This is a genomic window from Nocardia arizonensis (assembly GCF_001310275.1).
GTDB classification, from domain to species: domain Bacteria; phylum Actinomycetota; class Actinomycetes; order Mycobacteriales; family Mycobacteriaceae; genus Nocardia; species Nocardia arizonensis.
On sequence record NZ_LGYZ01000048.1, the window covers coordinates 58,376 to 78,975 of the forward strand.

Annotated in this window: 22 protein-coding genes and 2 pseudogenes; 10 read left to right on the plus strand and 14 right to left on the minus strand. The window is 67.6% G+C overall.

Going from position 1 to position 20,600, the window contains the following annotated elements; genetic code table 11:
• Positions 1-423 precede the first annotated feature (423 nt).
• The gene (locus APZ21_RS07440) at positions 424-1,662 is read left to right on the plus strand and encodes an MFS transporter (RefSeq protein WP_054812487.1); all 1,239 of its coding nucleotides are present in this window, start codon (positions 424-426) and stop codon (positions 1,660-1,662) included.
• A gap of 178 nt (positions 1,663-1,840) precedes the next feature.
• Positions 1,841-2,095 carry an IPT/TIG domain-containing protein gene (locus APZ21_RS07445; RefSeq protein ID WP_063125095.1) on the plus strand — a complete coding sequence of 85 codons (255 nt, stop codon included), beginning with the start codon at positions 1,841-1,843 and terminating at the stop codon, positions 2,093-2,095.
• Between the two features lie 280 nt (positions 2,096-2,375).
• Here APZ21_RS07445 and APZ21_RS07450 read toward each other — a convergent pair whose 3' ends face one another.
• The 3 genes from APZ21_RS07450 to APZ21_RS07460 all read right to left on the minus strand — a co-directional run bounded on the left by APZ21_RS07450 (position 2,376) and on the right by APZ21_RS07460 (position 3,913).
• The gene (locus APZ21_RS07450) at positions 2,376-2,846 is read right to left on the minus strand and encodes an RDD family protein (RefSeq protein WP_054812489.1); all 471 of its coding nucleotides are present in this window, start codon (positions 2,844-2,846) and stop codon (positions 2,376-2,378) included.
• A 158-nt stretch (positions 2,847-3,004) separates the two neighbouring features.
• The gene (locus APZ21_RS07455; RefSeq protein WP_054812490.1) at positions 3,005-3,409 is read right to left on the minus strand and encodes an NUDIX hydrolase; all 405 of its coding nucleotides are present in this window, start codon (positions 3,407-3,409) and stop codon (positions 3,005-3,007) included.
• A gap of 9 nt (positions 3,410-3,418) precedes the next feature.
• On the minus strand, positions 3,419-3,913 hold the full coding sequence (locus tag APZ21_RS07460) for a winged helix-turn-helix transcriptional regulator (protein WP_054812491.1): 495 nt from the start codon (positions 3,911-3,913) through the stop codon (positions 3,419-3,421).
• Positions 3,914-3,966: 53 nt separating this feature from the next.
• Here APZ21_RS07460 and APZ21_RS07465 point away from each other — a divergent pair, with 53 nt between their 5' ends.
• The 5 genes and pseudogenes from APZ21_RS07465 (at position 3,967) to APZ21_RS07480 (ending at position 8,561) form a co-directional block, all read left to right on the plus strand.
• Positions 3,967-4,767 (plus strand): acyl-CoA thioesterase, encoded by an 801-nt coding sequence (locus APZ21_RS07465; protein WP_054812492.1) that lies wholly within the window; start codon positions 3,967-3,969, stop codon positions 4,765-4,767.
• 87 nt (positions 4,768-4,854) lie between these two features.
• A pseudogene (locus APZ21_RS35505) lies at positions 4,855-5,154 on the plus strand (MFS transporter); the annotation flags it as partial.
• Positions 5,093-6,190, plus strand: a complete 1,098-nt coding sequence (locus APZ21_RS35020) for an MFS transporter (RefSeq protein ID WP_239476530.1) — start codon at positions 5,093-5,095, stop codon at positions 6,188-6,190. The pseudogene APZ21_RS35505 and the gene APZ21_RS35020, both read left to right, overlap by 62 nt.
• A 132-nt stretch (positions 6,191-6,322) precedes the next feature.
• Entirely contained in the window at positions 6,323-7,204 is an 882-nt protein-coding gene (locus APZ21_RS07475) for a DUF4158 domain-containing protein (protein ID WP_162240314.1), read from the plus strand.
• A gap of 13 nt (positions 7,205-7,217) precedes the next feature.
• Complete coding sequence (locus APZ21_RS07480) at positions 7,218-8,561, plus strand: Tn3 family transposase (protein WP_054812494.1); 1,344 nt, start codon at positions 7,218-7,220, stop codon at positions 8,559-8,561.
• 582 nt (positions 8,562-9,143) lie between these two features.
• Here APZ21_RS07480 and APZ21_RS07485 read toward each other — a convergent pair.
• The 3 genes from APZ21_RS07485 to APZ21_RS33805 all read right to left on the minus strand — a co-directional run bounded on the left by APZ21_RS07485 (position 9,144) and on the right by APZ21_RS33805 (position 10,241).
• Complete coding sequence (locus tag APZ21_RS07485) at positions 9,144-9,473, minus strand: hypothetical protein (protein WP_054812495.1); 330 nt, start codon at positions 9,471-9,473, stop codon at positions 9,144-9,146.
• Positions 9,474-9,587: 114 nt separating this feature from the next.
• The gene (locus tag APZ21_RS07490; protein ID WP_054812496.1) at positions 9,588-9,800 is read right to left on the minus strand and encodes a hypothetical protein; all 213 of its coding nucleotides are present in this window, start codon (positions 9,798-9,800) and stop codon (positions 9,588-9,590) included.
• A gap of 231 nt (positions 9,801-10,031) precedes the next feature.
• Positions 10,032-10,241 (minus strand): hypothetical protein, encoded by a 210-nt coding sequence (locus tag APZ21_RS33805; RefSeq protein ID WP_156370813.1) that lies wholly within the window; start codon positions 10,239-10,241, stop codon positions 10,032-10,034.
• Between the two features lie 304 nt (positions 10,242-10,545).
• Between APZ21_RS33805 and APZ21_RS07495 the strand changes: the two genes are divergently transcribed.
• Together APZ21_RS07495 and APZ21_RS33810 are read left to right on the plus strand one after the other, a co-directional pair.
• Positions 10,546-11,886 carry an LGFP repeat-containing protein gene (locus APZ21_RS07495; protein ID WP_054812497.1) on the plus strand — a complete coding sequence of 447 codons (1,341 nt, stop codon included), beginning with the start codon at positions 10,546-10,548 and terminating at the stop codon, positions 11,884-11,886.
• Positions 11,886-12,329: a hypothetical protein gene (locus APZ21_RS33810; RefSeq protein WP_156370815.1), complete on the plus strand. Its 444-nt coding sequence runs from the start codon at positions 11,886-11,888 to the stop codon at positions 12,327-12,329. Before APZ21_RS07495 ends, APZ21_RS33810 begins: the two co-directional genes overlap by 1 nt.
• Positions 12,330-12,738: 409 nt before the next feature.
• Here the strand turns inward: APZ21_RS33810 and APZ21_RS07505 are convergent, their stop codons facing one another.
• The 3 genes from APZ21_RS07505 to APZ21_RS07515 are packed head-to-tail and all read right to left on the minus strand — an operon-like array spanning position 12,739 to position 15,132.
• Positions 12,739-13,845 (minus strand): DNA glycosylase AlkZ-like family protein, encoded by a 1,107-nt coding sequence (locus tag APZ21_RS07505; RefSeq protein ID WP_054812499.1) that lies wholly within the window; start codon positions 13,843-13,845, stop codon positions 12,739-12,741.
• A gap of 16 nt (positions 13,846-13,861) precedes the next feature.
• Positions 13,862-14,755: a M56 family metallopeptidase gene (locus APZ21_RS07510; RefSeq protein ID WP_054812500.1), complete on the minus strand. Its 894-nt coding sequence runs from the start codon at positions 14,753-14,755 to the stop codon at positions 13,862-13,864.
• The gene (locus APZ21_RS07515; protein ID WP_275426186.1) at positions 14,752-15,132 is read right to left on the minus strand and encodes a BlaI/MecI/CopY family transcriptional regulator; all 381 of its coding nucleotides are present in this window, start codon (positions 15,130-15,132) and stop codon (positions 14,752-14,754) included. Before APZ21_RS07515 ends, APZ21_RS07510 begins: the two co-directional genes overlap by 4 nt.
• Positions 15,133-15,388: 256 nt before the next feature.
• On the opposite strand from APZ21_RS07515, the pseudogene APZ21_RS07520 reads away from it, so the two are divergent.
• Positions 15,389-15,817, plus strand: a pseudogene (locus APZ21_RS07520) (Y-family DNA polymerase); the annotation flags it as partial.
• A 119-nt stretch (positions 15,818-15,936) separates the two neighbouring features.
• Here the strand turns inward: APZ21_RS07520 and APZ21_RS07525 are convergent.
• The 5 genes from APZ21_RS07525 to APZ21_RS07545 all read right to left on the minus strand — a co-directional run bounded on the left by APZ21_RS07525 (position 15,937) and on the right by APZ21_RS07545 (position 20,600).
• Positions 15,937-17,103 (minus strand): thiolase family protein, encoded by a 1,167-nt coding sequence (locus tag APZ21_RS07525; protein WP_054812501.1) that lies wholly within the window; start codon positions 17,101-17,103, stop codon positions 15,937-15,939.
• A 101-nt stretch (positions 17,104-17,204) separates the two neighbouring features.
• Positions 17,205-18,083, minus strand: coding sequence for a phosphoribulokinase (locus APZ21_RS07530; RefSeq protein ID WP_054812502.1), 879 nt, complete (start codon positions 18,081-18,083; stop codon positions 17,205-17,207).
• A gap of 9 nt (positions 18,084-18,092) precedes the next feature.
• Complete coding sequence (locus APZ21_RS07535; protein ID WP_054812503.1) at positions 18,093-19,175, minus strand: class 1 fructose-bisphosphatase; 1,083 nt, start codon at positions 19,173-19,175, stop codon at positions 18,093-18,095.
• A 14-nt stretch (positions 19,176-19,189) separates the two neighbouring features.
• The gene (locus tag APZ21_RS07540) at positions 19,190-20,188 is read right to left on the minus strand and encodes an AAA family ATPase (protein WP_054812504.1); all 999 of its coding nucleotides are present in this window, start codon (positions 20,186-20,188) and stop codon (positions 19,190-19,192) included.
• Positions 20,178-20,600: a ribulose bisphosphate carboxylase small subunit gene (locus tag APZ21_RS07545; protein WP_054812505.1), complete on the minus strand. Its 423-nt coding sequence runs from the start codon at positions 20,598-20,600 to the stop codon at positions 20,178-20,180. The genes APZ21_RS07540 and APZ21_RS07545 overlap by 11 nt, the downstream gene beginning before the upstream one ends.

Sequence of the window (20,600 nt, forward strand, 5' to 3'; positions counted from 1 at the left end):
ACCGCGTACGTGGCCGGGTTCGTCTTGCGGCGGATGTCGATCGTGCCGCCGACCCGGGTTCGGGGAACGTGGCGATGGACCCGACCTGCTGCCGGCCCATCACCCGTGCTCGGCGATCGGCTATGCCCTGGGCGGGGTCATCGCGGGCATTGTCGCGACCGCGGCTGGTATCGGCGCCGGTGTCGCGGCGCGGGGAGAGACCGCGACGACGGTGTTGTGGTCGCGATGGCCGGTAGTGTCGGTGCGGCGGCACGTTACGTCGCCGACGGGTTGACCCGGTCGCGCGGGTCTCGCAGTTCCCTTGGGTGACGGTGCTGATCACCGCGACAGGGTCGCTGTCGCGGGCCGCCGATGCCAACGCGTTGAGCACCTTGGCATCGACCGTACTAGCGGCCGTCCGCGGCCGCATGGTGAGGAAAGGCGATGAGCGATACCCATCTCCGGCCGCCGATGACCGCGTGGCGGTTCGTGTTCGCGTTCGGCGCGATCAGCCTGCTCGCCGACGTCGTCTACGAAGGCGCACGCTCGATCACCGGGCCGCTGCTGGCGTCTCTGGGCGCGAGCGCGTTCGTCATCGGTGTCGTCACCGGCATCGGCGAGGCCGCCGCGCTGACCCTGCGCCTGGTCTCGGGTCCGATGGCCGACCGCACCCGCAGGTTCTGGGCATGGACCATCGCCGGATACGCGTTGACCGTGATCACGGTGCCGCTGCTCGGCATCGCCGCCACATTGTGGGTCGCGTGCACGCTGGTGATCGCCGAACGCGTCGGCAAAGCCGTGCGCAGCCCCGCCAAAGACACTCTGCTCTCCCATGCGACCGCGGCCACCGGGCGCGGTCGCGGGTTCGCCGTGCACGAGGCCCTCGATCAGATCGGTGCCCTGATCGGCCCGCTGGCCGTCGCCGGGGTCCTGGCCGTGACCGGCGGGAACTTCGGACCTGCCCTCGGCATCCTGGCCCTGCCCGGCGCGCTGGTGATCGCGATGCTGGTGTGGCTGCGTGCGCGCGTACCCGACCCCGCCCGCTACGAACCCGACCCGCTCCCCGCCGATCGGTCGCCACGCGGCGATACCGGCGGCGCCGGCCGGTGGTTGCGGTCGCTGCCGTCGTCGTTTTGGGTTTATGCCGGGTTCTCCGCGGCCACGATGGTCGGTTTCGCCACCTTCGGTGTCCTCTCGTTCCACCTCGTCACTCGCGAACTGACGCCCGCGGCCGCGGTGCCGGTGATCTACGCGGCCGCGATGGCGGCCGACGCGGCCGCGGCACTGACCATCGGCTGGGCCTACGACCGAATCGGCGCGAAAGTCCTGCTCGCCCTGCCGATCCTGTCCGCACTCGTCCCGGCGCTGGCATTCACCGACACTCCGATGTTGGCGGTGCTCGGCGCCCTGGTGTGGGGCGCGGCGGTCGGGGTACAGGAATCCACACTCAAAGCCGTGGTCGCCGACCTCGTCGCACCGGCGCGCCGCGCCACCGCCTACGGCCTCTACGCCGCGATCATCGGTGCCGCCACCGCGCTCGGCGGCGCGTTGACCGGGCTGCTGTATCAACTCTCGATCCCCGCGCTGATCGTCGTGGTCGCGATGATCCAGCTCGCCGCGGTCGCGGCGTTGTCGACAACGATCCATCGGGCAGGCAACCGAACGAAAGGAAACCATCAGTGACCGCGATCCCCTCGGCCGGGCCGGGACATCGGTGGTCGAAACCGGACGAAAACGGACTGTGGATCCGTTGCCGAAGTACCGCCACCGGAGGCTTACTGGATAAGTAGCGGTTGCCGCAGCATTATCGACATCCGTTGCACGGTAACCCTTTCAACTCTTCTTCGGCTCGGAGTCCGCCATGGCAGCTGTACTCACCTCCCTCACACCTTCTTCCGGCCCCGCGACGGTCTTCACCTCCGTGGTGATCACCGGCTCCGGGTTCAGCAACGTCGGTCCGTTGACCGTGCGGTTCGGTACCCAGGCGACCACATTCACCATCGATTCCGACACCCAGATCACGGCCATCTCCCCGACGGGGACGGGCACGGTGGACGTCACCGTCACCGTGGAGTTGGACGGCACCAGCAACGCGCTGCCCTACACCTACGTCTGACAGCGATCGCGCCGCCAGGGTCTGTCCGGTGAATGTGCCCGCTGCTGCGGTGTTTTCGGGGTTGTCGCCGCGAAGTGGTCGATGAGGGCTCGCGGGTCTCTGTGCGGGTCAGGACGGGCCGTCGGTCCGGCCGAACGTCCACCACCTCCAGCGACAGCCCCGGATTTCGACGCCATACACCTCGGCGCAGGACACCGCAGGACACCGCGGGCCCCGAATACACCGGACAGCCCGCGGTCAGTCTCATTGCGACGGCGAGCGACTCGGCTCGCGCGGTGGGTCAGTCCTTGACGACCTGGGTGCCGCCCGCGAACCGGTCGTGCCAACCCTGTTTGGTGGGGCTCGAGCTCACGGTGACCGCGATGGCGATGGCGGCGATGAACCACAGCAGGCCGCCTACCCAGGGAATCAGGTTCAGCAGCATGTAGGCGTTGCGAAACGCCGAATCCTTGATGTTCGGCTTCCCGGAGCCGTCGGAACCCAGCACGTGCAGGTCGAGGATCTTCTTGCCCGGTGTCGAACCTGTCAGCACCTCGAAGAACACGAAGTACAGGAATCCGAATCCGGCGCCGGGCAGGACCGAGACCCAGTCGGGCAGATCCGTTCCCTTGTTCAGCAGCCAGAACAGGATCGCGCCGACGATGCCGGCGATGATCCAGTCGATGAATCGGGCGACGGCCCGCCCTCCGATCCCCGCCGCTCGCGCGCTCGTCGTCTGTCCAGGAACCGGTTCGTAGCCACCCGCGGTCATCGATCCTCCTCGTTTCGGATGTCGGCCCGTCGCGGCGCGCTCTCACAACACGACGCGGCGGCGGGCCGCTACACAGTCTGCAACAAATCGGCGCGCGCGCAGTGCGGGATTCGGCGTGTCGCTACTGGATGGTTACAACAGACCGCCGGACGGTCAGGTCAGCGCAGCACACCGGCGGCGGCGAGGTCGTCGAACAGCAGGCGGTCCACCGGCGGCACGGCGTCGCGATCGGCGTAGGTGAACCACGCGACCTCGTCGATCTCGCTGCTCGCGGTCAGGGTTCCGTCGTATTCGGCGGTGTAGCAGCTCATGCGGACCGTCGGTCCCGTCGCGGCCTCCTCGGCCTCGTAGGTGCCGACATGGGCGACGGTGTCCGTACGCAGGGTCACGGTGAGTTCCTCGGTGACCTCGCGCAGCAGGGTCTCCAGATCCGTCTCGGCACCTTCGCGTTTCCCGCCGGGTATGTAGAAGACGTCCTTGCCGCGCGGGCGAGCGCAGAGTATCCGGCCGTCCTCGACGCGCACCCACGCGACCGTGTCGATGAGAACCCGCTGCTGTGCCACCGGCGCAGCCTATCGCGACCGCGCGCCGGGCGTCCGTTCGGGAATGAGCTTGTCGCTCTTGGCCCCCGGGCCGTACACGGGCATCAGATCACCGCCGCGTACACGCTCACCGCAGGCCGAGCAGACCGGTTCGATGGTCGCGATCTGGCCGCACCGGCCATGCACGGTCTGCACGGGCGGGCCGTCGGGCGCGGCCCAGCGATCACCCCACTGGCGCATGACCGTGACCACTTCCCACAGCGACCGCCCCTTGGCTGTGAGTCGGTAGTCGTAACGCACCGGATTGCCCTGGTAGGGCTCCTTGGTCATGACGCCATGCTCGACGAGGCTCTCCAGGCGCTGGGTGAGCACATTGCGTGCGATGCCCAAGCGCTCGCGGAAGTCGTCGAAGCGGGTCACGCCGAAGAGGGCGTCGCGCACGATCAACAGCGTCCACCACTCCCCGACCACCTCCAGGCATTGGGCAAGCGAGCAGTTCATGTCCTCGAAGCTGGTCCGTCGCATAACTCCAGACTAGTAGGTTGCTTGAAAAAACTCACTCGGCTACAGTGCGTTTCATGATGCAACTCACTACGTCGTTCGCGGCGGTCTTCGATCTCGCCGAGGTCGGCGCGCACCACTGGCGGGCGACGGTGGATCACACCTGGCGCGGTTGGACCGGTCCGCACGGCGGGGTTATCGCCGCGCTGGCCGTCGAGGTCGCCGCGCGCACCGTCAGCGACGTGCCGGTGCGCGCCCTCGACCTGCGTTTCCTAGGGCGACCGCGCGACGGAGCGGTCACCTTGCGTGCCGAGCACCATCCGGTCGGGCGCTCCACCCACGTGGTGGACGTGCGCCTCACCCAGGACGAGCAGGCGATCGCCACCGCCGCGGTCACACTCGGCCGTACCGCCGCCACCGTCGTCCCGGACCGTTCCGCCCGGCTCGCGCCCGCGGTGCCCGCACCCGAAGGTTGCGAGACCTTCCAGCTCCCGCCGCAGATCGTGCCGGTGGGAGCGCACTTCGAGATCCGCCCGGCGGCCGGGCCGCTGCCGCTGACCGGTTCCGCGGAACCGTGGATGACCGCGTGGATCGGCTTGGTCCCCGCTCTGCCCGTCGACGCACCGGCACTGGCCGTCCTCGCTGACGCGCTGCCGCCCGCGATCTTCCCGACCCTCACCGCCCCCGTCGCGGTGCCGACCGTGAACCTGTCGATGTATCTGCACCGCGACGACTTCGACCCGCTCGGTCGCCGCGCCCTGGTCCGCACGGCCAATATCGGCACCGCCTCCGGCTGGTCGGTGGACGAGACCGATATCTGGGACGAGCGAGGCCGTCTACTCGCCACAGCCCGTCAGAGCCGCCGAGTTCTCGGCTGATACGGAGAAGTCATCGTGAATACCGTTGTCGCAGCGCGGGCGAAGTCCGTCGACCACCGGGTCGTGCTCGCCATCGTCTCGGTCGGGGTGCTGCTGTCGAGCCTCGACCTGTTCATCGTCAATGTCGCGCTGCCGCAGGTGGCGCGCGACTTCGGGGCCGCCGACCTGTCCGCGCTGTCCTGGGTGCTCAATGCATACGCCATCGTCTTCGCCGCACTGTTGGTCCCGGCGGGCCGACTCGGCGACCGGGCGGGCAATCGCACCATGTTCCTGCTCGGGCTCATCGCCTTCGTCGTCGGTTCCGCGCTGTGCGCGCTCGCGTGGAATGTGCTGTCGCTGGTCGGCTTCCGAGTGGTGCAGGCCATCGGTGCCGCCATGCTTACCCCGGCCTCACTCGGCCTCGTCCTCACCGCGACGCCCCCGCGACGCCGCGGTGCGCTTGTGGGTCGCCTTCGGCGGACTCGGCGCCGCCCTCGGGCCGGTCATCGGAGGTCTGCTGGTCAGCATCGACTGGCGGTGGGTGTTCTTGGTCAACGTGCCCATCGGCCTGGTCGCCGCCGTGATCGGACTGCGGCGACTGCCCGATCCACGCGGTGACGGCGGCCCGCTGCCGGACCTGTTCGGCACGGCATTGTTCATCGGCTCGGTCGCCGCTCTCGTCCTCGGACTCGTCAAGGGTTCGGACTGGGGATGGACCTCCGCCGGGGTGCTCGTCTCGTTCGCGGCCGCGGTGATCTGCGCGATCGGCTTCGCGATCTCCTCGGCTCGCCACCACAGCCCCGTTCTCGACCCGGCGCTGCTGCGCGCCCCGAATTTCGGTCTCATGGCGGCCAATTCGGTGTTCTTCCAGATCGCCTTCGCGGGCATGCTGCTGACGATCGTGCTGTGGGGTCAGGACGTGTGGGGCTGGTCGGCCCTGCGCACCGGACTCGCCATCGCACCGGGCCCGCTGGTCGTGCCGGTCGTCGCGGTACTGGCCGGACGGCTCATCGCCCGGATCGGCGCGGGCTCGGTCATCGCCGCGGGCGGTATCGCCTTCGCCGCGGGTGTGGTGTGGTGGGCCACCGCCGTCACCCTGCGACCCGACTACCTCGGGGGCATCCTCGGCGGCATGCTCGTCACCGGACTCGGTGTCGGGCTCACCCTGCCGACCGCCTTCGCCGCGGGCACCAGCGGGCTGCCGCCGCAACGCTTCGCCACCGGATCGGCCGTGCTGAGCATGACCCGGCAGATCGGTCTCGCCATCGGCGTCGCCGTCGTGGTGGCCACGCTCGGCTCCCCCGCCGGCCCGGACGAAACGCTCAGCGCCTTCCAACGCACCTGGTATGTCGCGGCCGCCGTCGCCGTGGTCGCCGGACTCGTCGGACTCGGTGCGCGCATGCCGAGACACGACGCACCTCAACCGGATCCGGCCACCGTCTGACGCGGGAACTCGGGGGTAGTGGTGTAACCGCCCGGGATCCGGCGCTAAGACGATTCGGACAGGTTGGCCGGAACCGTGAGCGGTGCTGCGGCGCTGGTGGTTTCATGTGCACCTGTGCGTGATGAGGGTGCGGTGAGCGGCGGGTATGGCTGGTTCGGGTTGTTGTCTCGGGTCGAGCTGGAACGGTTCTTCCACCTGGATGAAGAGGACCGCCGGCTGATCGCGGCCCGCCGGCGCGATTCGAACCGGTTGGGGTTCGCGCTCCAACTGGTCACTGTCCGTCACCTGGGCATGTTCCTGCCGGACCCGCTGGAGGTTCCCGCCGAGCTGGTGGCGTATCTCGCCGAGCAGCTCGATATCGCCGATCCGGCGTGCGTGAAGTCCTTCACCGACCGGGACAAGACCCGCCTCGAGCATGCCTGGGAGATCGGGCGCGAGTGCGGGCTGGTCGCCTTCGGCGAGGTCGAAGGTGAACTCGCGGCGTGGATCTCGGACCAGGCATGGATGACCGGGGATGGCCCGAAAGCGATTTTCGACGGTGCGGTGGCCTGGCTGCGGAACCGGCGCGCCTTGCTGCCGCAGGGTGTGACGACCCTGGAACGTCTTGTCGCGCAAGGCCGTCAGGGGGCCGACGAACGATTGTGGGCGCAGCTGGCAGGCCAGCTGGACCTGGTCACCGCCCGCGCTCTGACCGGGATATTGACTGCGCGTGAGGAGGGCCGGCGCAGGGTGATCGACCTGGAACGCCTGCGGCGCGGGGTGTTCAAGGTGTCGTCCGAGGGGCTGCTGTCCGCGGTCGGCCGGTTGCGGGATGTGAACGCGTTGGTGCCAGTCACGGTGGATGTGGCCGCGGTCCCGCCGCGTCGTGTTCTGGGGTTGGCCGCGCATGGGATGTCGGGGCGGATCGGGCAGTTGCGGCGGATGCAGCGTGAGCATTTGCTGGCGGTTCTGATCGCGACGGTGTTCACCTTGCGGGCTCGTGCCACCGATGACGTGCTGGATTCGACCAGGTGATGGTCACGATCTGATGTCGAAGGCGGAGCGGCAGGCGGCTGAGGAGAAACTGCGCCGGTATCCGCGGGTGTCGAAGAGCGCGGGCAAGCTCGCGGCGGCGGTGCGGGTGCTGCTGGAGATGACCGACACGTCACCGGGATTGTCGCTGGAGCTGGTGTGGAACCTGATCGAGAACACCGTCACCCGCGCCGAGCAGCGGGCGGCGTTGTCCACCGTCGATGACCTGGTGCTGGCGGCGGATGCGCAACTGGACGGGCAGAAGCTTGAGGAGTTGGCTGGTCGGGTGGCCACAGTGCGGACGTTTTTGCCCTCGTTGATGCGTGCGGTCGAGTTCGGTGCTATCAGTGACGCCCGCCCGCTGCTCGCGGCGATGTACACGCTGGCGGACCTTTTGACCGAGTCCCGCCCGCGTGGGGTGCCCGCTCGGTGGCTGGACGCGCGCCGGGTGAACCACGACCTGGTCTCTGGTGGCTGGCAGCGCCTGGTCTACCCGCCCGATCGCCCCGCCGAAACGGTGGACCGCGCCGCCTACACCCTGTGCCTGCTGGAGCAGTTCCATCGGAATCTCAAGCACCGCAACATCTTCGCCGAGCATTCGTCGAAGTGGCGGGATCCGCGAGCGCATCTGCTGTCGGGGGTGGTGTGGGAGCAGGCCCGCGAGGCGGGCATGAACGCGCTCGGGCTGCCCGACAACCCGCACCCGCTGCTGGCCGGTCACGCCGCCGCGCTCGACGCCGCCTACCGCGAGCTGGCCGCCGGCCTCGGTGATGATGTCCCGGCCAGCGTGGACGCCGACGGGAAACTGCATGTCGCCGCGTTGACCGCGACCCCGGATCCGCCGTCGCTGATCGACCTGCGGGTACGGGTGGAGGCGATGCTGCCGCGGCTGGATCTGCCGGAGCTGGTGTTGGAGGTGATGTCGTGGCACCTGGGGTTCATCGAGGCGTTCACCCACGTGTCGGGCAACCCGGCCCGCGTCGGTGATCTGGGGTTGTCGGTGGCCGCGGTGCTGTGCGCGCACGCGATGAACGTCGGCTTCAAACCGGTTGCCTCCCCCGGAGTGGAGGCGCTGACCCGCGACCGACTCCACCACGTCGACCAGCATGATCTGCGGTTCGACACCCTCGCCGCGGCCAACGCCGTGCTCGTGGACGCCCAGGCCGACATCGGCCTGGCGCGGTTGTGGGGCGGCGGCTTGGTCGCCTCGGTGGACGGGATCCGGTTCGTGGTGCCGGTCCGGACCCACCACGCCCGCCCGAATCCGAAGTATTTCGGCAGGTCGGGCTGCGCACCGAGGTGTGCCCGGACAACTTCATCAGCACCGGGGTCGACGCACCCTGCTCCGCAGCGTGCGTGAGCCGGGAATGGCGTAGCTGATGCAGCGTGCAGGGAAGACGATGACGCCGCCGCCCAGCCACACCATCACTGGCCGGGTCTCCGCCCTGCGCCAACTGGGCCAGAGGACCGACCGCGGTCGGATCTGGCCGAAATCAAGCAAAGGCGGCACAGGATTTCCTCGAACACCCCGCTCAAGCCCGGAAACAAGGCGCCGCACTCCGGACAGTACGAAGAGGTCGGTCCGCGCGGCGGACACACCGGTGACGAAGTCACCGGTGTCAAGGGCCGCAAGCTGCCCCCGACCAGCAAGCCGGGCAACGGCTACATCCTCGTCGACCCGACGAACAACGGGGCTGGCAAGGGATAGTCCCAACCGCGGATGACTGTGCGGCGTGTACCCGATGAGGGCGCGCCGCACAGTCATGTTCGGCCCCAGCGGCCATCGGGGCCGCCGTAGTATCGGCCGAATTTCGGGGCGTTTATGGCGTAGCTGCTGGTCAGAGCGGGCGCGTTCGGCTTCCATCCCCCGGCGACGCCGGTCGGAGAAGGAGTGCTCTGGGAGGGGTTTCCACCGCGGTCATCCTTGGTTCGCGGCCGGTGTTCAGTCTTCGGGTCCGGCGACCAGGTACTCCTTCAGCAGGAAGGCGCCGGGGTTGAGATCGGGGAACTCGCGCTCGACCGGGCCGCTGATGAACTGGATCTTGATGTAGGCGCTCGGGTCGAGGTGAGCAAACGGCGCCAGCGAGAACCGCTGTTTCACCTGGAAGCCGTCGAGGAGTTCGATCTCCATGCCCTCGCTGCCTTCCACACCGTACTTCTCGAGGAGGCTGCCCAGGGTGGGGGGTTTATGAGCGTCGTCGACGAGCTGGCTGTAGCGACTCATGGACGCTTCATCGGTCGCTTCGCCAATGACTTGGATTTTGGTAATCACCGGTCGGCCCTTCGATAGCGGACGAGAACAAAGCTGGTGTCGATCCGACGAACAGCCTCCGCGTTGCGCGCGAGTCGATACGCGGAGGCTGTTCATCGGGTGATCAGGCCGAGACTAGCCCACCTGGGTGCGGATGATGAGCCCGCCGCAGTCCTCCACGGCCCAGACCGAGCCGTCGGAGTAGGTCTCGACACCGACTGCCACGCAGGGCAGCTGCGTATGGACCGCCGGACTCGCCTGCGCGACGCCGACGCCGAAAGTCGTCAGGCCCGCACCGCCGACGGCCAGTAGAATCGCGCTGGCAGAGATCAGCTTGCGAAGAGTCATGTTGAGCTCCAATCGTCAGTTGTTGAAACTGTTCGGCCACGCAGTTCGCGCAGCTCCTGAGGTCGGGAGTTGCCCCCTCCCGACCTCAGGTCTGGTCGAGGTCGTACTCGGCGTTCGCACCGGAGTTCTCGCGCCGTGGAACGACCTTGTTCAGCCGCGTTGTTCGCGCAGCTCCTGGGGGGAGAGTCCGTCGAGGTCGGACTCCCCCTCGCCACCAGGCGGCGTCTAGGATCAGCGCTCGCCGGCGGGGCCCGGTGCGTAGAAGACCTCCACCGTGCCGTCGTCGTAATAGGTGGTGCAGATGTAGTGCATGTTCGGTTGCCCGACGATGTGTTCGCTGTAGACGCAGTCGACCTTCGGCGCCGCCTGGGCGGCTCCCGCGGCGACCGTCGGGGTCATCGCGGCCAGTGCCAGGGCAGCAAGAATTACGGATCTCCTCAATGAATCCCCCCATGGTTCGGCGGCATGCTCCGCTGTAGCGAGAGGTCCGAGATTGAACCTTTCACCACCCTTCGACGGTGGTGGGCACGATTCGGTTCCACCTACTCCCATGTGCTCCATGTCATAGCTAAAGGGAATCATTGCGGGGAACCGATCAGGTCGGGGTCGCGTCCAACCCTTCATGAGCAACAGTGTGACCGAGGGGTTCCCGAGTCGATGATGATTCCGAAATCTGCTGATGAACAGTAGTTTTCGATTCCTTTAGACCGGCTGTTGTTTCCCGAATCGGCGAGAGGGGACAGAAGTGCAGGTAGCTCCCGCAGAACTGCGCGCGTTGGCGGCCTCGATGAACGACATCGGTGTCGGGATCGACGCGATCCGGACACAGCTCAGACGTGCCAGAAGTATTCGGCCCGTGGATCGTAAGGCGAAACCGGATCGGTGGACACCGACGAAGAACCCGAGGAAGTCGGTCATACCGGGACAGATGCGGTCGGACTGCGAAGAGGTCCCGCAGGGCTTCACCAAAGAGCAGGCCGACAAGGCCGAGACGATGGAAGCCACGCTCCTGGCCGAGGGAACCGAGGCGCAGCCGCGGGTGTCGTCCTTCGCCGCAGCCGATTGTCAGGTGTACTGGCCGGCACCGTACGAGGTGTGCGGGGCGATCCGCGACAAATACAACGAGTTGGGTGGGCCGAACAGCTTCCTGCTGTGGCCGACCAGCGACGAACTGACCAACCCTGATGGCATCGGCAAACGCTCTGTATTCCAAAACGGGCCGATCTATTGGTCCTCGTGGGGTGGAGCGCACCCAGTGGTGAACCACTTCTTCGCCGCGTGGCAGCGCAACGGCTGGGAAGCCGGTGTGCTCGGATATCCGACGACCGACGAGATCCCCAGCGCCAATGCCGGGCGTCGTCAGGAGTTCGATCACGGCGCCATCTATTGGCACTTCAACGAGGCCTACTACGTCTCCGGCGCGATCCGCGATCGTTGGAACCAGCTGGGTGCCGAAGCAGGATCCTTCGGCTACCCACTTTCCGACGAAATCGATACACCACCCGAACTCGCTGTCCACGGCACGCGCATGAACAGGTTCGAGGGCGGAATCATCTTCTGGGGGCCTGCACAAGGGACCAGCGAAGGCCAGTGGTTCGTCGTGCCCACCTCCGGTCCTGGACCAGGCGAAGTCAACATCACCCCCGGTCCCGCGGTCACCACAGACTGCCCGCCGGAAACCGTGCACCCAGGTTCGCCATTCCACTGCGAAGATGCCTGGCGTGACGCCTACGGCAAGGTTGTGGTGGCGCGGACAGGACGCTCCGACTCGGCCGCGACGCCCGGCCATGGCGCATTCGGATGGATGCACGCACTCATCGACCATCACATGGATCTCGACGCTATCGGCAAAATCGTCAACGTCTCGGTGAAAACTCCGATCGCCGGGCGTTTCGAGTACCAAGCGCAATTCAAGGTCAACGGCCAGCCCTACATTCGGGCGTTCGTGCGAACCCAGGAAAGCCCACAGGCCGAGGAGGGCCACCTCGACGAGTACGCGATGGGCTTGATCACTGCCTACTGCAAAACCGGAAGCGAGGCAGGCGAAGGATTCTGCCCTGACTGGGTCAATGAGACACTGGGCTGATGTCACTGCGACCCGACGAATCGCCAGCGTGGGTGCAAGGGATCGCTCAGGCCTTGAAAGGCTATCTGCGGGAGGCGGCTGCGCTGCCGTCCCCGGATGCCACGGTGGCCGAGGAAGCCTCTTCGGCAGGCTGGTATACGCAACCACCAGGAAGCCCTGCGGCCGGGCGCACGCCATGGATCCACATGACCGATGTATCCGTCACATGCGTGGGGGCAGCGGTAGTTCTCACGTTTCAGTGGAAGCTGGACGAACCGGCTACCGCGCCGACCTATCTGCTGCCCATGACGACGATGGAAGCGGATACGACAACCGGATCCGATGCCCTTATCACCCGACTCGACGTCTTCCTCGATTCCGACCGGTGGCGTGAACAGCACACCTACCCCATCGGTAACCGGATCGTGGTCGCGATCATCCCGCCACGAGAAACTCGCGAATGATCCGGCTCTGCGTAGAGCAAGACCAACCACGGCATCACGGCGTACTGACTCGCGCTCGGTGTTGCGGTCAGGAGTTGAACGGGAAACACGACTTCGGTGGGGCAGTCGGCTGCGCGGCTGCAAGGGTCGAGGACACTACGGCGGTGTCGGCATAGGGGTCCGGACTGGCAGGCTCGCCCGCGCCCGGACAGCGAGGGCCCAGTAAGAGATAACCCCTGAACTCAGGGGTTATCTCTTAATCACCGCGTTAGCGCCGGATCCCGGCCGGATACACCACTACCCCCAACTCGCGGCGCTTCCGGTCGTCGAACGGAAGCGCCGTCTCGTCGGCGGGGCACACGCATTCGTCCGCGCCCCGGCGAATTCCGGTCACGTGACCGCGCCCACCGGCACCGGAGCGCGGCGCGGTTCAAGCGATGCGAACGGCGAGATCGGGCATGTGCAGTGCGCCCGCGACTCGGGCGACCGCGCTGTCGAGCAGGTCCGTGGGGATCTTCGTGTCGTCGAATGCGGTGACGACGACTTCGTTGTCGGCCAATTCCCAGGTGCCCGCGACGCGGCCGTCGAGCAGGACCAGCGGGGATATCCAACCGGCGGTGCGGCTCACTTTCGAGCGGTGGGCGGTGGGGAGTAGGGCGGTGTCGGAAGTGCCGGGGCCGAGGATGTATTGGTCGAAGGGGCCGAGGAGGTGGACCGACGGGCGCGCCGGTGTCGCGGCGAGTTCGTCGGCGTGCGCGGTGGCGATGCGCGCGCGGCGGCCTTCGATATCGACTTCGGTGAGTTCGTCGCCGATGTCGGCGAACCACCGGCGAACCTGGGTTGCACGCAGGCTCTTGCGGCTGAGCCAGTTGTCGAAGGCTTCCGGGGTGGCCGGGCCGTACGCGGCCAGATAGGCCATGATCGCAGGCCGCGCGGCGGATTCGGCGTCGGGTAGTTCGCGCCAGCCGGGGACCAGATGCGCCGGACTCGTGAAGGTCGCCCGATTGCCTTGCGCCGGACCGTGACACAGAACCCCCTGCCACGCCAGCGGCTTCAGCAACGCGCCCCATCCCGAGCGCAGTTGTTCGCCCATGCCGTGGAATCGACTGTCCGCGGCCAGGGCCTCGACCAGTTCGTCTCGGGTCAGCACCGCCTCGGCCAGCAGTTCGGATACGGCCTCGGCCAGTGCGGCGACCTCTTGCGGCGTCGCACCGAAATTGCGCTGCCAGACCGCCTTCTCCCAGATGCGCGCGGAGGCGATGAGCGGCAGGAACGCGGCCGCCGCCGCGGGCGTGAGCGCGTGCAGGGTTCCGCGCATCGACCAGGTCTTCACCAGCGTCCCGGCGGCCAGCTCACGGACCAGGGCACCGGATTCCGGTGCGGCGCTGCGCAGCGCGACGGCGGTCTCGGCCGCGGACGTGACCTGTGCCTGCACACCGCACAGCCGGGCCGCGACGTCGACGACGGAGGCCGCGGGTGTGCTCACGAAATGGCGGTCGAGTCGCCAGGCGAGGACCTGGTCCCAGGTGAGTCGCAACCGTCGAACCTTCCGGTCAGCGCGCAGACGCGCTACAGAACAGGATGCCGAGGGTGATCTCGGACAGCCCGATCACCGTCGCCGCGATCACCCCGATCAGGGCCGTCCGATTGGTGACCCGCCGCACCGGTCCGACCGGTTCCACGAGCCGTTCCGCGCGGGCAAGCACGGCGGTGCCCGCGGCGCTCAACACTCCGGCGGGAGCGGGTGCACCCGCGCCGAGCAGGGCGAGCAGTCCGCCCAACAGCGGTGCGCAACCGTGGGCGCGCGCGGCGCGGTCGTCGGCGCACATCTCGAGCAGCCGCGCGACCTCGACTTCGCCTTCGGCGAGCAGCGGCACCCCGGGCAACGCGGTCGCCACACTGCGCAGCATGCCGGTCAGCAGTGCGTGCCGACCGCGCAGGTGCGCGCGTTCGTGGGCAAGCACGGAGTCGAGTTGTTCGCGGGTAAGCACCCGCAGCGCCGCGCTGGTGACGACGATCGTGTCGGGCCGTCCCGATACGCAGTACGCCTGCGGTTCCGGCGAGTCCAGCACCACCGCGCCCAGGCCGGGAACCTGTCGCCCGACCATGCGGACCGCCCTGCCGTGCGCGTGGGTGTGACGGCGCAGGTGGACCGCGACCCGCGCGATGTGCAGTACCACCGCCACGACGCCGACGGTGACCAGCGCGGAGACGACGAAGGTCACCACCTCGGTCGCGTCGCTGGGATGGCGTCGGACAGCGGCGAATTCGGTCACGAGCATGCCCGCGGCCAGACCCCAACCGCCGAGCGCGCCCGCGATGGCGACCAGCCACGCGGCCACTCCGAGACGGGGTGCGACACCGCGTCGGGTCAGCCGCCGCAGCACCGCCGGGCCGAAAACAGCGAGCACGGTGCCATACACCATGAGGCCGAGGGCGACGTTCACGGCGCCTCGGGGGTCTTGCGTGCGGTGAGCCTGCGCAGCGCCGCGCGCAATCCGGCCGATTCCTCGGCGCTGATCCGGTCGACGAAGTGACTCAGCACCAGATCCGAACGTCCACCGGACCCGAGCGCTTCGAGCATGAGCCGCGCGCTGTGTTCCTCGCGGGTGAGGGTGGGCCAGTAGCGGTATGCCTTGCCCGCGCGTTCCCGCGCCAGCCAGCCCTTGCGGTGCAGATTGTCCATGGTCGACATCACCGTCGTGTACGCGATGTCACGCTCGGCCGAGAGTTCTTCGAAGATTTCGCGGACCGACGTGGTCTCCGCGTCCCGATCCCAGATGCGGTCCATGATGACCGCCTCCAGGTCTCCGAATCCACGCACCGTCCCGACTCCCTCACCACTGGTCCGACTCTGGCGTTCCAGGGTACCGGTTGGCACGGATTGCTACGTAGTCACCTCGTAGATTCTTCGTTCGCGGGCACTTGTCGGCGAGCTATGCGAACATATGTTCGTGTCCGATAGCCGCCGCCAGACCGCCGCCGCGCGGTTCGGCGCACCGGCCGACCAGGCTAGCGACTCCGATCGGCCGCCCTCCGGGCCGGATCGCACCGAACGCCGCGAACGCGCTCGGATCACCATGCGAGAGGAGGCGTCGATCCTGCACGCCGATCCGGACTCCTTCTACGCCTCGGTCGAGGAGCGTGACGATCCGCGGCTACGCGGTCGTCCCGTAATCGTCGGCGGCGGGGTCGTGCTCGCGGCCAGCTACGAGGCCAAGGCATACGGCATCCGCACCCCCATGAACGGTGCGCGCGCACTGCGCCTGTGCCCGCACGCCATCGCGGTGCCGCCGCGCATGTCGGCCTACTCCGAGGCCAGCAAGGCGGTGTTCGAGGTTTTCCACGACACGACGCCCGTGGTCGAGGGCATCTCCATCGATGAGGCATTCCTCGATGTCGGCGGCCTGCGACGGTTGGCAGGCGAGCCCATCGACATCGCCCGGCGACTGCGCGCCGAGGTCCGCGCGCAGGTGGGACTGCCCATCTCGGTCGGCATCGCGCGCACGCCACCCTCGACGACCTGCGCCGCCGCTTCGGTTCCGGCGCGGTCACCCGGGCCGCGCTGATCAATCGCGGCGAGGGCCTTTCGGTGCCCCTGCTGCCGGATTGACCGGCGCCGGGAGGTTCACAGCCGTTCGATGATGGTGGCGTTGGCCAGACCGCCCGCCTCGCACATGGTCTGCAAGCCGAACCGCCCTCCGGTCTGCTCGAGGTGGTTGACGAGGGTCGCCAGAATGCGGGTGCCGGACGCGCCGAGCGGATGCCCGAGTGCGATCGCGCCGCCGCGCGGATTGAGTTTGGCCGGATCGGCATTGAGATCCCGCTGCCACACCAGCGGCACCGGAGCGAATGCCTCGTTCACTTCGTAGGCGTCGATATCCTCGATGGACAGCCCGACCCGCGTCAGCGCCTTGCGGGTCGCGGGGATGACGGCGGTCAACATCAGCAGCGGATCGTCACCGGTCACCGCGAAGGAGTGGAATCGCGCGCGGGGACGCAGACCGAGCTGGTTCGCCTTCTCCTCGCTCATGATGAGCGCCGCGGACGCGCCGTCGGTCAGCGGCGAGGAATTGCCCGGCGTGATGGACCATTCGATCTCGGGGAAGCGGGCCTTGATCTCGTCGTCGGCGAAGGCGGGACGCAATCCGGCCAGACCCCCGGGGGTGGTCGTCGGTCGGATGGTCTCGTCGGCGGTCAGGGCGCCCGCCGCGACGAGTTCGCCGTCGAAACCGCCCGCGGCCGCGGTCTCGGCGGCCAGCCGGTGCGAGCGCGCGGCGAAGGCGTCGAGAGTCTCGCGGTCCAGCTTCCACCGCTGGGTGATGATCTCGGCGGCGATGCCCTGACCGATGAGACCGTCCGGGAAGCGGTGCGCGAGCGGTGCGCGGTTGGCGTCCTTGCCCTGGGCGTTGGAGAACATCGGCGTGCGGCTCATGGACTCGACGCCGCAGGCGATGGCGATGTCGTAGGCGCCCGAGAGGACACCCTGCGCGGCGAAATGCGCGGCCTGCTGGCTGGATCCGCACTGGCGGTCGACCGTGGTGGCGGGCACCGAATCCGGGAAACCCGCCGCGAGGACGGCGGTGCGGGAGATGTTGTGCGCCTGCTCACCGCTCTGGGTGACGCAGCCGCCGATCACATCGTCGACCAGCGCCGGATCCAGGTCGTTGCGCTCGACCAGCGCCTTCAGCACACCGGACAGCAACGTCGCCGGATGTACATCGGACAGTCCGCCACCGGGTTTGCCCTTGCCGGAAGGGGTTCGAATGGCGTCGACGATGACCGCGGAAGTCATGGGTTCTCCTTTGCCGTACCGGAGATCGTCATGCGAATGACGATTAACTTAGGTCACTGTACGCCGAGCCGCTCCGCCATCGCGACGTTGCCCCGGTCACGTCAGCGCGAGCGCGCGGGACGCTTGTCCATCAGCCGCAGGATCAACGGCGTGAAGATGAGCTGCATGGCCAGATCCATCTTCCCGCCCGGCACCACGATGCAATTGGGCCGTGACATGAACGAGTCGTGCAGCATCGACAGCAGATAGGGGAAATCGATCACCTTCGGATCGGCGAAACGGATGACCACGAAACTCTCGTCCGCGGTCGGAATCGACCGGGCGATGAACGGATTGGAGGTATCCACGGTCGGCACCCGCTGGAAATTGACATAGGTGTGCGAGAACTGCGGGCAGATGTATTTCACGTAGTCCGGCATACGCCGCAGGATCGTATCGATCACGGCCTCACTGGAATACCCGCGTTCAGTCTTGTCGCGGATGACCTTCTGAATCCACTCCAGATTCACGATCGGCACCACGCCGACCAGCAGATCGGCGTGCTGCGCGACATTCACGCTTTCGGTGATCGCCGCGCCGTGCAGTCCCTCGTAGAACAGCAGATCGCTGCCGGGCGCGAGATCCTCCCACGGGGTGAAGGTGCCCGCGCGCTGCCCGTAGCGTTCGGCCTCGGCCTCGTTGTGCAGATATTTGCGCACCGATCCCACGCCGGTCTCGCCGTAGTCGCGGAACAGGTTCTCCAATTCTTTCAGCAGATTCGCCTCCTCGCCGAAATGGGAGAAGGTGCGATTGTTGCTCTGCTCGGCCTCGGCCAGCGCGAGTTTCATCGCGTCGCGGTCGTAGCGGTGGAAGGAATCGCCCTCGACGATGGCGGCATTGATGCCTTCGCGGCGGAAGATCTCCTGGAATGTGCGGGTGACACTGGTCGTTCCGGCGCCGGAGGACCCGGTGATCGCGACGACGGGATGTTTCACCGACATGACATCTCCTCAGTGGCCCGCGGGCCGGAACAGCGATCGACTGCCGAACAGCGACCGGTCGAATCCCGGGCCCTCCTCGGGTTCCCGGTGATAGCGCTCTATGCGCTCGACCTCGGTGCGCGATCCGAAGATCAACGGGACCCGCTGGTGCACCGAATCCGGCGTCAGGTCGAGTACCCGCTCGGTGCCGGTGGTGGCCGCCCCGCCCGCCTGTTCCACGATGAAGGCGATCGGATTGGCCCCGTACAGCAACGCCACCCGACCCTGTCGCGTGGGTGGGCGGCTGTCGTACGGGTACAGGTACACCCCGCCCCGGGTCAGGATGTGGAAGGTGTCGGCGACCAGTGACGCGACCCAGCGCATATTGAAATAGCGCCCGCGCGGGCCGTCGACGCCGTCCAGACATTCGTGGACGTAGCGCCGCACCGGACGGTCCCAGAACCGGTCGTTGGCGGCGTTGATGGCGAAACCCGAAGTGTCCTGCGGAATCCGCATACGCGGATGGGTGAGCACGAACGCGCCGATCTCACGATCGAGGGTGAATCCGTCGACACCGTCGCCGGTGGTGAGCACCAGCATGGTGGCGGGTCCGTAGAGGGTGAAACCCGCGCACACCTGCTCGACGCCGGGTTGTAGGAAGTCCGTGTCGACGAGTTCGCGACCCGCCGCCGCGCCCGCCCGCAGCACACTGAAGATGGTGCCGACGGGCAGGTTGACGTCGATATTGCTCGACCCGTCGAGCGGGTCGAAGGCCAGCAGATACTTGCCGCGCCGATGAGTCTCGGGTACCGGTGTCACCGCGGGCATCTGCTCCGACAGCAGACCCGCGAGATGTCCGGTCCAGCGGGTCTGCGACAGCATCACCTCGTTGGCGACCGCGTCGAGTCTGCGATGGGCGGTCGGGTCCGCCTCGGCCTCGGATTCGTCCGGATCGTAGGACCCGACGATGGCTCCGCGGGTGACCCGGTTGGCGATGATCTTCGTCGCCGTCGCGAGCACGTTCACCAGCGCCGAGAACTCGCCGGATGAGCCGGGGTGGCGGTGTTCTTCCTCGATCGTGTAGCGGGTGAGGGTCTTGATTCCCAGCGGCATATGTCTCGATCTCCTCAGGCCGGCGCGGCGGCCTCCGCGTCCGAGCCGCGGTCGGTGAAGACGGTGCTGCCACGAATATCGCTCGCGGTCAACGTGATCAGATCGTCGCGACCGAGCGGACGGCCGAGGTCGACCAGCCGTTTGGCCTGCCGCAGCCTGCACCGCTCGATGGCGTTGCGCACGCTGCGGGCATTGGAGAACCGCGGCCGGGCCATGCGCAGGGTCAGGTAGTCGGAGAACGCCGTCCGCGCCTCGTCGTCGAATCTGTAGTTCTGTTCGGCCACCATGAGTTCGGCGATGGCGAGCAGTTCGGCGTGGGTGTAGTCGTCGAACTCCAGGTGGTGCGCCACCCGCGAGGACAGGCCCGGATTCGCGGAGAAGAACCGGTCCATGCGATCCGGGTAGCCCGCGAAGATCACCACCAGACTGGCGCGTTCGCTTTCCATCTCCTGCAACAGGATCTCGATGACCTCCTGGCCGTAGTCGCGCTCGTTCTCCGGCCGGAACAGGTAGTACGCCTCGTCGATGAACAGCACCCCGCCCGCCGCGCGGGCCAGCGCCTCCTTGGTCTTGGGCGCGGTGTGCCCGATGTACTGGCCGACCAGATCGTCGCGGGTCACCGTGTGCACCTTGGGTTTGCGAATGTAGCCGAGCGCGTGCAGCATCTGGGCCATCCGCAGCGCGACAGTCGTCTTGCCGGTGCCGGGGCCGCCGGTGAAACTCATGTGCATGGTGGGGCGCGCGGCGGCCAGGCCGAACCGTTCGCGCGCCCGGTCGACCAGGAGCAGTGCGGCGATCTCGCGCACTCGCCGTTTGACGTTCGCCAGGCCGACGAGTTCGGAGTCCAGCCGGGTCAGTGTGCCTGCGACGTCGGCACCGGCGATATCGGTGGACAGGTCGAGCACCGCGTCCGCGTCGAGGATCTCCGGTGCGCGTTCCTCCTCGACCCGCACCGGCCGAGGCGCGTCGGCGCCGGGCCGATACAGGCGGAATCCATTGTGCTCAGCGGTCATACCGTAATCCCTGGCGTAGATCGGTGGCATAGGCATGCAGGCCGTAGCTCTGCCGCCGGTCCGATCCCTCGGTCCGCACCAGCAGGAATCCCGGCTCGTCGGCGGGGCGCTGGACCAGGAAACTCAACGCGGTGCTCTGGCGACCGTAGCGGGCGTCGTATGCCAGCACCCGCACGTAATGCCGCGGGAACGCGGCGCGGCAACCATTGATCTCGGCGAGTACGCCGTCGGGTTCGTCCAGGTCGAACAACGGCAGGCCCCACATCTCCCAGTAGGCGTTGCGGGGGTGTGGGTCGTCGGTGTACTCGATGGAGACCGGCCAGCTGTTGAGCAGGGCGTAGCGCACCTGGGCGGCGATCTCGGCGTCGGTGAGATCCGGCAGGTAGGAGAAGGTTCCGTGGCGCAGATACAT

What these genes read in the sequence shown, in the direction of transcription:
- APZ21_RS07535 (WP_054812503.1), bottom strand. Translation starts at nt 19,175, where the DNA reads ATGCCGCTGGGAATCAAGACCCTCACCCGCTACACGATCGAGGAAGAA.
- APZ21_RS07465 (WP_054812492.1), top strand. Translation starts at nt 3,967, where the DNA reads ATGATGCAACTCACTACGTCGTTCGCGGCGGTCTTCGATCTCGCCGAG.
- APZ21_RS33810 (WP_156370815.1), top strand. Translation starts at nt 11,886, where the DNA reads ATGTCACTGCGACCCGACGAATCGCCAGCGTGGGTGCAAGGGATCGCT.
- APZ21_RS07480 (WP_054812494.1), top strand. Translation starts at nt 7,218, where the DNA reads ATGTCGAAGGCGGAGCGGCAGGCGGCTGAGGAGAAACTGCGCCGGTAT.
- APZ21_RS07460 (WP_054812491.1), bottom strand. Translation starts at nt 3,913, where the DNA reads ATGCGACGGACCAGCTTCGAGGACATGAACTGCTCGCTTGCCCAATGC.
- APZ21_RS07490 (WP_054812496.1), bottom strand. Translation starts at nt 9,800, where the DNA reads ATGACTCTTCGCAAGCTGATCTCTGCCAGCGCGATTCTACTGGCCGTC.
- APZ21_RS07530 (WP_054812502.1), bottom strand. Translation starts at nt 18,083, where the DNA reads ATGTCGGTGAAACATCCCGTCGTCGCGATCACCGGGTCCTCCGGCGCC.
- APZ21_RS07545 (WP_054812505.1), bottom strand. Translation starts at nt 20,600, where the DNA reads ATGTATCTGCGCCACGGAACCTTCTCCTACCTGCCGGATCTCACCGAC.
- APZ21_RS07445 (WP_063125095.1), top strand. Translation starts at nt 1,841, where the DNA reads ATGGCAGCTGTACTCACCTCCCTCACACCTTCTTCCGGCCCCGCGACG.
- APZ21_RS35020 (WP_239476530.1), top strand. Translation starts at nt 5,093, where the DNA reads ATGTGCTGTCGCTGGTCGGCTTCCGAGTGGTGCAGGCCATCGGTGCCG.
- APZ21_RS07525 (WP_054812501.1), bottom strand. Translation starts at nt 17,103, where the DNA reads ATGACTTCCGCGGTCATCGTCGACGCCATTCGAACCCCTTCCGGCAAG.
- APZ21_RS07450 (WP_054812489.1), bottom strand. Translation starts at nt 2,846, where the DNA reads ATGACCGCGGGTGGCTACGAACCGGTTCCTGGACAGACGACGAGCGCG.
- APZ21_RS07540 (WP_054812504.1), bottom strand. Translation starts at nt 20,188, where the DNA reads ATGACCGCTGAGCACAATGGATTCCGCCTGTATCGGCCCGGCGCCGAC.
- APZ21_RS07440 (WP_054812487.1), top strand. Translation starts at nt 424, where the DNA reads ATGAGCGATACCCATCTCCGGCCGCCGATGACCGCGTGGCGGTTCGTG.